The following is a 12154-nucleotide window of genomic DNA, read 5'->3' as shown; positions in this document are numbered from 1 at the left end:
TCCCTAAGACAGCGAGACCCATCATGACAAAACAGCCCAAAATCACCTTCATTGGTGCCGGTTCCACCGTGTTCATGAAGAATATCATCGGCGACGTTCTGCAACGTCCGGCGCTATCAGGCGCGCGGATTGCGCTGATGGATATCAATCCGCAGCGTCTGGAAGAAAGCGAAGTTGTTGCCAGAAAGCTGATTTCCACCTTTGGCGCGTCCGCCACTGTTGAGACCTTTGCCGATCAGCGCAAAGCGCTGGAGGGGGCCAACTTCGTGGTCGTCGCCTTTCAAATCGGCGGTTATGAGCCTTGCACCGTCACCGATTTCGAGGTGCCAAAGAAATACGGCCTGCGCCAGACCATTGCCGACACATTGGGCGTTGGCGGCATCATGCGCGGTTTGCGCACCGTGCCGCATCTGTGGAGCATTTGCGAGGATATGATGCAGGTCTGCCCGCAAGCGATCATGCTGCAATATGTCAACCCGATGGCCATCAACACCTGGGCGATATCTGAGAAATATCCGGCTATCAAACAGGTTGGCCTGTGCCATTCGGTGCAGGGCACGGCGATGGAACTGGCAGAGGATCTGTCCATTCCCTATGAGGACATCCGCTACCGCTCTGCCGGCATCAATCACATGGCGTTTTACCTCAATTTTGAGCACCGCCAGCCGGATGGCTCCTACCGTGATCTCTATCCCGATCTGCTGCGCGGCTATCGTGAGGGGCGCGCACCCAAGCCAACCTGGAACCCGCGCTGCCCCAACAAGGTGCGTTATGAAATGCTGACGCGCCTTGGCTATTTCGTCACCGAAAGCTCGGAGCATTTTGCCGAATACACACCGTATTTCATCAAGGAAGGCCGCGAAGACCTGATTGAGAAATTCGGTATTCCGCTGGATGAATATCCCAAGCGCTGCATCGAGCAAGTCGAGCGATGGAAAGACCAGGCCGCCGCCTATCGCTCCGCAGACAAGATCGAAGTCAAGCCATCGAAGGAATATGCCTCGTCGATCATCAATTCGGTCTGGACGGGTGAGCCCTCGGTGATTTACGGCAACCTGCGCAACAATGGCTGCATCACCTCGCTACCGGACAATTGCGCCGTGGAAGTGCCCTGCCTTGTCGATGACAACGGCATTCAGCCCACCACCATCGGCGCCCTGCCACCGCAGCTCACAGCCCTGATGCGCACCAACATCAACGTGCAGGAACTGACGGTGGCTGCCTTGATCAACGAAAACCCCGAACACCTCTATCACGCCGCGATGATGGACCCGCATACAGCAGCCGAACTCGACCTCGACCAGATCTGGTCATTGACGACGGACCTGTTGAAGGCTCACGATCAGTGGATTCCGCAATGGGCCCGCATCGGAGGGGTGGCGTAATGACGACAACCTGTCAGGTTCAGATTGAACCTGACAGACTCGAGGGAAAACCAGTGTCCACTTTTCGCTGGTGCGATCGTTCAATTCTGTCTCATCGGTGCGGATACGGGGTAAACAATAACACATCGTTTTGCATCCGCGAAAGGTCACGGCAAAACAGCCGTGATCTCAAGCTCTTGATCACCAAGACTGACGACATCACCGACAGCCTTGCCGATAAGCGCCCTTGCCACCGGGGAGACATAGGAGATCGATCCTGCCTTCGGATCTGCTTCGTCTTCGCCGACGATACGATAGGTTTGGACGCGTCCATCATCACGGGTGAACGTCACGGTCGTCCCAAAAGAGACGCTATCAGCGGTGATCGGATCGGGCATGACCTGAGCCGTGTGAAGCCTCTCTTCAAGGTAGTTCAAATCCCGAAAAGGGCCGGCCATCTGCCGACGACGTTCATTGACGTCTTCAATTGCGCGCGCGGCATCATAGGCGTCACGTGCTTGCACACGTTGCCGCTCCAGCGCTTTTAATCCCGATTCCGTCACGAGATTCGGATGTGGCGAAATCGGGCGCTCGGGCAGTAGCGTTTCAGCTGCCGTTTCCGCACTGTCTTCCTTGGTAAATGCAACACTCATATTCGATCTCTATTCAGACTTTTCGACGCCTACAGTTTAATGTCGCCCTTCAAGGCATTGACAACCAATGCGAACGCCACGGACACCGGCGCTTTGAGCGAACGGCTATCATCGTGCGGGATAGTGTAGCATGAGACACGGTGTGCTCGTAGCGCCCACAGCAGAAAACTATCGCTGTTGCAGGAAACCTTGAAGGCGCGGTGCCATGAAATCGAGAAAGACACGAACGCGATGCGCCAGACGGCGTCCACCGAGCAAGCAGGGCCAGACTCCGTTCGTAATAGATCAGCCCCTCATCGGTCAGTGACAATCGGCGTGTCGACCGCTCCAGCAATCGGACGCCCAATCGCTGTTCGATCCGATTGAGGAGTTTGCTGACCGTTGACGGCGTCATCTGCAGCAGGCATGCCGCCTCGGAAAAACTACCCGCTTCCACCGCCCTCGTGAAAACCTGAATCTCGCCGATCCGGCGACCGAAGCAGGGGCAAACGTGCTGACTGCGGCAGTCCCGAAGATCGACATTCTCATCAACAATCTCGGCATCTACGAATCCAAGGATTTCAGCGATGACGATTGGCGCCGGTTTTTCGAGATCAATGTGCTGAGCGGTATCAGGCTCTCGCGGCATTACCTGCCGGACATGCTGGCGCGAAATTGGGGAAGAATAATCTTCATCTCCAGCGAAAGTGGCGTGCTGGTTCCGCCCAACATGATCCATTACGGCATGACAAAGACGGCGCAGCTCACCATCTCGCGCGGCCTTGCTGCAACCAACAAGGGCACGCGTGTCACTGTCAATACCGTCATGCCGGGGACCACACGCTCTGCCGGAATTGAGGATTTCATGCGCAGCGTCGCGAGCGATCCAAACCTGTCAGCCGACGCGATGGAAAGCGAATATTTCGCCAAGGAGCGTCCGAGGTCGTTGATCCAGCGAATGATCGAGCCAGAGGAAATTGCCAATCTCGTTGCCTATGTGGCAAGCCCATTGTCCGCTGCAACGAATGGCGCTGCCCTGCGCGTCGATGGCGGCATCACCCCGACGATCGTGTAATACGATGGAAAATTCGCAGCTTGCCAATCTCATTGGGCATTAATCCCAACGGTAGGCGAGTATGCACAACCGGAAAAGTCGCCGCGTTCGCGTTAATCATCGCGACGCGGTTGTCGCCGAGACCCTCTCCATTATTTCAGTAATCGCAATTAAATCTCAATTAATAATGCAATTGTTGGCAAGGATGTTTGGCGGCAATATGCCCTCATCAGACGAACAAAGGGGTCTGACGATACAGAAACAAGATCGCAGGACACGAACATGACCGACACCACTCTTCTTTCCCTGACACGTCGTGGCGTCCTGCTTTCCGGATCGGCCGTCGCCGCGACCGCGCTCACCGCATCATTCAGCTTTGCAGCCAAGCTCGCTGCGTCCACCAACACCTCAACCGAAGGAAACAAGACCATGGGTACTATCACCACCAAGGACGGCGTTGAAATCTTCTACAAGGATTGGGGCTCGAAGGATGCCCAGCCGATTGTTTTTCATCATGGCTGGCCGCTGTCATCCGATGACTGGGACGCACAGATGCTGTTCTTCCTCGCCAACGGTTACCGCGTGATTGCCCATGACCGGCGCGGCCACGGCCGCTCGGCGCAGGTTTCCGATGGTCATGACATGGACCATTATGCAGCTGATGCCTTCGCGGTCGTTGAAGCCCTCGACCTCAAGAACGCCGTCCATATCGGTCACTCCACCGGCGGAGGAGAAGTCGCCCGGTATGTGGCCAAGCATGGCCAGCCAGCCGGTCGCGTCGCCAAGGCGGTTCTGGTGTCTGCCGTCCCGCCGCTGATGCTGAAGACTGACGCCAATCCCGAAGGCCTGCCGATGGAAGTTTTCGACGGTTTCCGCTCAGCACTGGCTGCCAACCGCGCGCAGTTCTTCCGCGAAGTTCCCGCCGGTCCATTCTATGGCTTCAACCGCGACGGCGCCAAAGTCCAGGAGGGCGTGATCCAGAATTGGTGGCGTCAGGGTATGATGGGCAGCGCCAAGGCGCATTACGACGGCATCAGGGCTTTCTCTGAAACCGAGCAGACCGAGGATCTGAAGACGATAACCGTCCCAACTCTCGTTCTGCATGGTGAGGACGACCAGATCGTACCCATCGCCGATGCAGCACTGAAAGCTATCAAGCTGCTGAAGAATGGTACGCTCAAGACCTATCCCGGCTTCTCGCACGGTATGCTGACCGTCAATGCTGACGTGCTCAACGCCGACCTGCTGGCTTTCGTGAAGTCCTGATCCATAGGCGTGGCCGGGGTGGAAAGCCGCCACGGCCACGCTTCTTTTATTTTCGTTTGTCTTTCGGGAAAGTCGGGTTGCACTTCCCCAAGGCAAACTCTCATCTTTCGTCAGAATGCGGATTGATACGATGATGCAGTTAACGCCCGAGCTTGTTGCCCTGACCATCAGAGGCGTCCGCGACGACGGCCCGGAGCCTGGCTGGACACCCCTTACGGAAGCTGAACTTGATGAACTCGTCGACAGGATTGAAACCGAAGCGGGCAATGATCCTCTCCTGGTTTTTGCTTATGGCTCGCTGATCTGGAATCCCGAATTCGAACCAGCCAGTCGCCAACGCGCCACCGCTTACGGATGGCACAGGTCGTTTTCCCTCAAAATCGAGCGCTGGCGCGCCACCAGCACACAGCCCGGATTGATGCTAGCCCTGGAGCGCTGTGGACAGTGCGATGGCATTGTCTTCGAGCTTTCGGCTGAACGATGCCGCCGGGATCTGCGCGCCCTCGTCGCTCGGGAGATCAAGTATCGGGAGGTGAGGAGCATGGTCCGTTGGGTTTACGTGAAGACGGCAAACGGAGTTCAGCGCGCCCTGACATTCTGGGCAAGCACCAGCCGGCTTGGACTAACCAAGCCCTTGCCTGACGAGCAGTCAGCGACCTTGATAGCCAGCGCCTGCGGCGAGGGCGGATCATGCGCCGAATATCTCCACAAGACCATTGTCGACCTTCAGGCCGAAGGGATCCGTGACCGCAATCTCTGGCGTTTGCAGGCGCTGGTCGCTGCGGAAATAACCGCGCGTCACAGGGCCATGGGCACAGTAGGGCCTGTCACAGAGAGAGCAGGAGAGACGCCAGCAGGTCTTTGACAGGTTATCACTCAATCGAAGTGTTCATTTGGGCGGCCACCTGCTCCTCGAAAAATTTCGAGAAAGCCGCGATCCGAGGCGGTAGAGCCTGATAGGGCGGATAATAAAGTGTCAGCCATAGATCGGGCGGCGACCACCCTCGAAAGACGTGAACCAGGCGCCCTGTTTTCAAATGTTCCGAAACATGAAATCCCGGCAGCATCGCCACCCCGGCGCCATCTGCCACCATATCAGCCAGAACTTCTCCATTATTGGCGCTGAATGCCCCTCCGGCTGAAATCGTCATGCTTGATCCACCGTCCGACAGGACCCAGTTTTCCCGCCGGCTCTCGCCGCTATAGGCAAGGCAGTCATCCGGTGTCAGTTCGCCAGGATGCCGCATATCGACGAATTTACTTGCCGGTGCGGCAACAAGAATACGCGGCACGATATGGATCTTGCGCCAGATGGTGAACTTATCCGATGGCTGCGAGGAGATGCGGATCGCAAGGTCATAATCGTCGTCAACAATGTTCACCAGGCCATCCGACAGGGAAATCTCGAAGCTCATTTTTGGATAGAGCCTCCTGAATCCGGAGAGGATCGGCGGCAGTATGGCCTTGCCAAACCAGGTCGGAACGCTGATCCGCAACCGTCCCTCATCAGACTTGTTTGCGTTCTTGATATCGCGCCGCGCACTATCCAAGGCGGCCACCGCTGGCTGGATCTGAGCGGCAAAAATGGCGCCATCTGTCGTCAGGGCAACCTGACGGGTCGTTCGAACGAAGAGCTGGACACCAAGATCCCGCTCCAAGGCGGCGATTGCCCGGCTCACGGCGGCTGGTGTCATGTCGAGTTCGCGGGCGACCTGCGCAAAATTCCGCTTCTCGGCAGCCAGCAGAAACACTTTCAGCGTTTTATAGTCATTCATCTCGATTATTTCAAAATAGACATCTTATTCCGAATAAATATTGTAATTCTGCACATCAATCAATCCACTCGCCACGAAGACTCCGGTGTGACCGAACCGGCTACGAATTCGTCTCTCTCATCCTGCGTGTCTCCAGCGCCGCGACCATGACGACCGAACGAAGCTCTGCCGGTCGCACGGGCTTTGACAGGATTGGAATATCAGCCGATCCCAGGTCCTCTCTGACCCGCCCCTCGTCATGGCCGCTCATAACCACTGCGGGCACCTGCCTGCCGATCAGGTCCTGGACGATCTGGATGCATTCCGTGCCGGTGACGCCACCGCCGAGATCAAAGTCGGTGATCAACAGGTCAAAGTCCCCCACATGCCTGGGTATTGTCGCCTCGGCCTGGACGTGGCATCCCCATTTTCGCAGCAGGCTTGCCGTGGCGATCAATACGGCCTCATCGTCTTCCACCAGCAATATGCGCAGCCCGTCGATCGCCGCCGGATAGTGCCCGGCCGCCAGGGTCGATTGGGACCATTCTTGTTTATGCGTCACATGCAAGTTGCCGAGCGTGACGCTGGTTCCCTTGCCTGGATCCGACTTCAAATCCACGTCAATGTCGAGCAGGCGACCGAGACGCCGCACGATCGGAAGGCCAAGGCCGACCCCATCAATGTCCTTGTCGCCTCGCTCACGCACCTGGTAGAATTCCTCGAACACCCTGGCTTGATGTTCGCAGGGAATGCCGGGGCCTTGATCGCAGATCTGGACAGCAAGCCGGCCACCGCGATGCCGGCAACCAATGACGACATCTCGTCCCGCCGCATATTTGATGGCGTTGTTGACGATGTTTTGCACCATGGTGGTCAAAAGAGCCCTGTCTATCTCCACAACCGCGCTGCAGCTGACCGTTCGCAATGTAATGCCGCACTGCTGCGCCGCTTCCCGGTTCTGGCGCAACACGTCATCGATCACTTCGGCAATCGCGATCCTCTCATATTTCGGAGTAACCCTACCGCTATCCAGGGTCGAAATATCCAGCAGCGACTTGAACAGGCGCGATACGCTCTGGAGCGATCGGTCGATATTTTCAACCATTTGCAGTTCTTTCGGCTGCAGGTTGGCATCGCGCAGACAAGCAGTGAACAAACTGATGGCATGGATCGGTTGCCGAAGGTCATGGCTCGCTTGCGCCAGGAACCGCGATTTCGACAAGCTGGCCTCCTGGGCAATTTCATAGGCTTTGCGCAATCGTCCAAGCAAAGCATAGATATAGGCGGGTACGAGGACGGTCGTGGCCACCAATGTCAGGACCATGAAGGGATTTTCGCGCCAATAGGCATTGAAGTAGGTGATAATGGCAATCCCGGCGAGCGTGGCTGCCGTTGAAATTTTGAGATATGCTGGTCCAAAGCGCAGACCGTTGCCGACTGTCACCCACAACATGATTGCAAACAGCGGCAGAAACGTTTGACCTCCAACGGCAATGGTAAAGGTCAGAGCACCAAGGTCATGGGTAATGGTAATGGCGCGGCGCACTCTGTTTTCGCCGGGCCAACGTGCTATCCACCAGTATGCCGCAAGAGAAAACAGAAAATAATAGCTGAGAAGAGGCACGACGTTCCATGCCTCGACCGGTGTCGCTCCCATTAATATCGCTGGCAGAATGTAACTGATTGTCCCGGTGACAATAATGATACGAACCAGCGCTTGCGCCTTCTCCGTGTCAAACTCTTCATCCGCACGACCACTACGCACCGGCGCCTTGATACGAAAGGCAGTCTTCATCACGTTGCGAAAGTCGATCATGTCCCGTTACCCGTTCATCGACAAGGCCTTACCCCGGTTCGCACGGAAACGATCATCTGGCTATTAGCACATATGGACTGCGGATCGGAACAAGAGTGGATCCAAATGCTGCGCGTGAGTCTGTCAGGATCTAAAGTAAGGGGATGAGAAGAGCCATTTTTCAATGGCTCTTCTCATAATAAGCTGTCGTGGCGACCAAAATGCTCAGAAACAATGTCGGACAAGCTGAACTCAACGTCAGGCAATGTCAGGCAAGCCACCGATCAGTTTATCGAGGGTGATCGGATAGTGCCGCACCCGAACGCCCGTGGCGTTATAGATAGCATTGGCGATTGCCGCAGAGACACCGCAGAGGCCAAGTTCCCCTATACCCTTTGCCTTCATCGGCGATGACATCGGATCGGTTTCGTCCATAAAGATAACCTCCTGATGCGGAATATCGGCATGAACCGGAACCTCATATCCGGCAAGGTCGTGATTGACGAAAAAGCCTCGCTTTGCATCAACCACCAGTTCTTCCGACAGGGCGCCTCCGGCACCCATGGTCATTGCACCGATCACCTGACTGCGCGCCGTAATCGGATTGAGGATACGACCAGCCGCACACACTGCCAACATGCGCCGGATGCGTGTTTCGCCAGTGGCGACATCAACGCCAACCTCGACGAAATGCGCACCGAAGGTGGATTGCTGATGGGTCTTGGTGAGATCGCCCCACTCCATGGTGTCTTCGCCGACCAGCCCGTCCGGGCCAACGGCCTCGGCAAGCAGAACCGAGCGGTTTCCAGCTTTGACGCTCCCATCCTCAAAAACGATGTCATCGGAGTTAAAACCAAGTTTTTGGGTGATCGCCTCACGAAGTTTGACACACGCCGCATAGACGCCTGATGTCGCCGAATTGGCTCCGAACTGGCCACCAGAGCCCGCTGAAATCGGGAAACGAGAGTCTCCGAGATGCACGGCGACTTTATCGATGCCAACGCCCATCATTTCTGCGGCGGTCTGGGCGATGATCGTGTAACTGCCGGTTCCGATATCGGTCATGTCGGTCTCGACTGTAACAATGCCCTGGTTATCGAGTTTGACCCGGGCGCCTGATGGAAGGACCATGTTGTCGCGGAACGCGGCGGCGACGCCCATGCCGATCAACCAATTGCCCTGCCTGCGAGATCCGGCCTTCGGTCGATTATCCCAACCAAAGCGATCGGCACCGCGCTTCAGACAGCCGATCAGGTCCCGATGCGAGAATGGGCGCTCGGGATTTTCCGGGTCGACCTGGGTGTCATTGGCGATGCGAAACGCGATCGGGTCCATGCCAACCTTTTCGGCCATTTCATCCATGGCAATTTCCAGCGCCATCAGGCCGGGCGCCTCGCCCGGAGCGCGCATGGCGTTGCCCTCTGGAAGATCGAGGGTCGCAAGACGCATGGCCGTCATCCGGTTTGCACCGGCATAAAGAAGCCGCGTTTGATTGACCGCCACCTCAGGACCACCTCCGGCAAGATCGCCTGACCAGCTCTCATGCGCGATGGCGGTGATCTTTCCATCCCGCTCAGCGCCGATGCGAATGCGCTGGATCGTTGCCGGACGGTGGGTGGTGTTATTGATCACCAATGGACGCGGCAAGGCGACTTTCACAGGGCGTTTCGCCGCCCTTGCCGCGAAAGCGGCCAAAACGGCATCGGCCCGGAGAAACAGCTTGCCGCCGAAGCCGCCGCCGATAAACGGCGACATCAAATGGATCTTCTCCTTGTCAACGCCGAGGGTTGTGGCGAGATCAGAGCGCCACCAATCGATCATCTGGCTGGATGTCCACACGGTCACCTCGTCACCATCCCAAGCGGCAATTGAGGCATGCGGTTCCATCATCGCATGGGATTGGTCAGGCGTCGTATAGGATTGCTCAAGGGCGACTGGAGCGGTGCGGAAAGCTGTTTCGAAATCACCGACAGCCGTGTCCGGCTTCTGGGACTCATCCGGTTTTTTCGCCGTCTCTCGGGCAGCACTGAGATCAAATGTCCCCTTCTCCTCGTCATAGTCTACTTTAACCAGGGCAGCAGCAGCCCGCGCCTGCTCGAAAGTCTCCGCGACCACGACGGCAATTGCCTGATGATAATGCTGAACTTCATCGCCACCGAACAGGTTTGCAGTATTGAACTTGCCCTTCTCGCGCTTACCGACATCCAGAGTTGTCACCACAGAGATCACGCCATCAGCTTTCCTGGCTGCTGTCACATCCATGGCTTTGATCCGGCCTTTGGCAATTGCTGCCCCAACCGGGTAGCCATAGGCATAACGCGTGTTCGGATCACGCCACTCATAGGCATACATCGCCCGGCCGGTTGTCTTCAATTGACCATCGATGCGGTGAATCGGCTTACCGACGACCTTGAGGCGGTCGATTGGATTGGTTGTTGCAGGTGTGTCGAACTTCATGGGTCACCCCCTTGCTTCGGAAAGGACGGCGCCAAGCGTACGCTCTACAAGATCGACCTTGAACCGGTTCTGTTCAGTCGGACGGGCATCGGCGAGAATGGCTTTCGCCGTATCGCGAGCGCCTCTTGGCAGTTCCGCTTCTGCGGCTTCAATCCGCCATGGCTTATGGGCGACGCCGCCGACGGCAACACGTCCCGTACCATCCGCTTGAATGACAGCGCCGACTGAAATCAGCGCAAACGCATAGGACGCCCGGTCCCGGACCTTTCGATAGATATGCTTTCCGCCGATGGGTGGTGGAAGCAGGACGGCGGTCACGAATTCGCCGCGCTCCAATACGCTTTCGATATGCGGGGTCTCTCCTGGAAGACGATGGAAATCGGCAATCGGAATAGACCGGCGGCTGCCATCTGGTTTTACTGTTTCGATGGTCGCATCGAGCGCCCGCATGGCGATTGCCATATCGCTGGGATGGGTGGCGATGCAGGCATCACTTACCCCGACAACCGCATGTTGACGGCTGAACCCGCCAATGGCCGAGCAGCCGCTGCCCGGCTGACGCTTGTTGCATGGCTGGTTCGGATCATAGAAATACGGACAGCGGGTGCGCTGCAACAGGTTACCGGCCGTGGTCGCCTTATTGCGAAGTTGGCCGGAGGCACCGGCAACCAGGGCGCGTGACAACAGACCATAGTCACGGCGAACAGTCCCGTGCGCGGCAAGATCGGTGTTTCGCACGAGGGCACCGATACGCAAACCGCCATCATCAGTGGATTCGATTTTATCGAGACCAAGTCCATTCACATCGATGATATGGGTTGGCGTCTCGATTTCGAGTTTCATCAGATCGAGCAGGTTGGTGCCGCCAGCGATAAACCTGGCGTCCGGGTTGGCAGCAGCCGTCTTCACTGCGGCCTCGATCGAGGGCGCGCGCTCAAAGGTGAAAGCTCTCATGCCTTGATCCCTCCAACTTCGGAAATGGCGTCGACAATGTTGGAATAGGCGCCGCATCGACAGATGTTTCCGCTCATCCGCTCGCGGATTTCGGTGCCTGTCAATTGTGCAGGCCCGTTGAGGTCGGACGTCACGTGACTTGGGATATTCGCCTTGATTTCCTCAAGCACCGCTATGGAGGAACAGATTTGCCCGGGCGTACAGTAGCCGCACTGAAAACCATCATGCTTGACAAAGGCGGCCTGCATAGGATGAAGATTGCCAGGCTGACCGAGACCTTCGATCGTGGTGATCTCGTCGCCGTCATGCATGACGGCCAGCGTCAGACAGGCATTGATCCGCCGACCATCGACCATGACGGTGCAGGCTCCACATTGACCATGGTCACAACCCTTCTTCGTGCCCGTGAGATCCATGTGCTCGCGTAGCGCGTCGAGAAGGGTCGTGCGGTTGTCGACCTCAATCTCACGGCGCGCTCCATTGACGTTTAGCGTCACAGGTGTCGTTAATTTCATCTTGTCTCCTGCAGGCTGTGCTGCCACGCTCCTCTCGCCGGCTCCTGTGACCACGGCCGTTACAGCCGATGAGATAAGAAGATCCCGGCGGGAAAGATCCAGTTGGTTGCTGTTCGACATGTCCGCTCCCCTTTTCGGTGACATGGAATGAGGTCAAGACCACAGAACTCTTGCGTCATTTTCTAACGTAGGGTTGCGGAGTTTCACGGTGAGGTGCCGTTCATTGAATGAACTTATCGCTCCGTTTCCTAAATGGAGGTCCGGCAGGATAGTTCCCGCGATGGCGACATGAATGCAACGCAAAGGCGCATGCCCCGAATGTGGTCGGGTCATTTGACCTTTCGCACAGGAGCACTGAAGGGC

9 protein-coding genes and 2 pseudogenes are annotated in these 12154 nt (G+C 56.9%); 4 read left to right on the top strand and 7 right to left on the bottom strand.

Annotated features, from left to right (window positions below; translation table 11 throughout):
• Positions 1 to 23 precede the first annotated feature (23 nt).
• Positions 24 to 1385: an alpha-glucosidase/alpha-galactosidase gene (locus FS819_RS18655; protein ID WP_156549870.1), complete on the top strand. Its 1362-nt coding sequence runs from the start codon at positions 24 to 26 to the stop codon at positions 1383 to 1385.
• A 146-nt stretch (positions 1386 to 1531) separates the two neighbouring features.
• Here the strand turns inward: FS819_RS18655 and greA are convergent, their stop codons facing one another.
• The gene (gene greA / locus FS819_RS18650) at positions 1532 to 2017 is read right to left on the bottom strand and encodes a transcription elongation factor GreA (RefSeq protein ID WP_156549868.1); all 486 of its coding nucleotides are present in this window, start codon (positions 2015 to 2017) and stop codon (positions 1532 to 1534) included.
• 256 nt (positions 2018 to 2273) lie between these two features.
• Positions 2274 to 2483 (bottom strand): annotated as a pseudogene (locus FS819_RS18645) (LysR family transcriptional regulator); the annotation flags it as partial.
• On the opposite strand from FS819_RS18645, the pseudogene FS819_RS18640 reads away from it, so the two are divergent.
• From FS819_RS18640 to FS819_RS18630, 3 genes and pseudogenes are all read left to right on the top strand, one after another.
• Positions 2475 to 3071: pseudogene (locus FS819_RS18640) on the top strand (SDR family NAD(P)-dependent oxidoreductase); the annotation flags it as partial. The pseudogenes FS819_RS18645 and FS819_RS18640 sit on opposite strands and share 9 nt — an antisense overlap.
• Before the next feature lie 408 nt (positions 3072 to 3479).
• A complete protein-coding gene (locus tag FS819_RS18635; RefSeq protein WP_409050078.1) occupies positions 3480 to 4316 on the top strand; it encodes an alpha/beta fold hydrolase in 837 nt (278 codons plus the stop codon).
• Positions 4317 to 4449: 133 nt separating this feature from the next.
• Positions 4450 to 5181: a gamma-glutamylcyclotransferase gene (locus tag FS819_RS18630; RefSeq protein WP_197434137.1), complete on the top strand. Its 732-nt coding sequence runs from the start codon at positions 4450 to 4452 to the stop codon at positions 5179 to 5181.
• Between the two features lie 7 nt (positions 5182 to 5188).
• Here the strand turns inward: FS819_RS18630 and FS819_RS18625 are convergent, their stop codons facing one another.
• The 5 genes from FS819_RS18625 to paoA form a co-directional block, all read right to left on the bottom strand.
• Positions 5189 to 6091 carry a LysR family transcriptional regulator gene (locus tag FS819_RS18625; RefSeq protein WP_156549860.1) on the bottom strand — a complete coding sequence of 301 codons (903 nt, stop codon included), beginning with the start codon at positions 6089 to 6091 and terminating at the stop codon, positions 5189 to 5191.
• 100 nt (positions 6092 to 6191) lie between these two features.
• Positions 6192 to 7886, bottom strand: a complete 1695-nt coding sequence (locus FS819_RS18620; RefSeq protein WP_234624702.1) for a hybrid sensor histidine kinase/response regulator — start codon at positions 7884 to 7886, stop codon at positions 6192 to 6194.
• A gap of 237 nt (positions 7887 to 8123) precedes the next feature.
• On the bottom strand, positions 8124 to 10322 hold the full coding sequence (gene paoC, locus FS819_RS18615; protein WP_156549857.1) for an aldehyde oxidoreductase molybdenum-binding subunit PaoC: 2199 nt from the start codon (positions 10320 to 10322) through the stop codon (positions 8124 to 8126).
• 3 nt (positions 10323 to 10325) lie between these two features.
• Positions 10326 to 11276: an FAD binding domain-containing protein gene (locus tag FS819_RS18610; protein WP_156549855.1), complete on the bottom strand. Its 951-nt coding sequence runs from the start codon at positions 11274 to 11276 to the stop codon at positions 10326 to 10328.
• Positions 11273 to 11911 (bottom strand): aldehyde dehydrogenase iron-sulfur subunit PaoA, encoded by a 639-nt coding sequence (paoA, locus tag FS819_RS18605; RefSeq protein WP_156549854.1) that lies wholly within the window; start codon positions 11909 to 11911, stop codon positions 11273 to 11275. The genes FS819_RS18610 and paoA overlap by 4 nt, the downstream gene beginning before the upstream one ends.
• Positions 11912 to 12154 lie beyond the last annotated feature (243 nt).

The organism is Allorhizobium sp. Av2 (assembly GCF_021462805.2).
In the GTDB taxonomy this organism is placed as follows: Bacteria; Pseudomonadota; Alphaproteobacteria; order Rhizobiales; family Rhizobiaceae; genus Allorhizobium; species Allorhizobium vitis_G.
The sequence above is the reverse complement of the archived record's forward strand: the minus strand, read 5'-3'. Positions and strand labels throughout refer to the sequence as shown.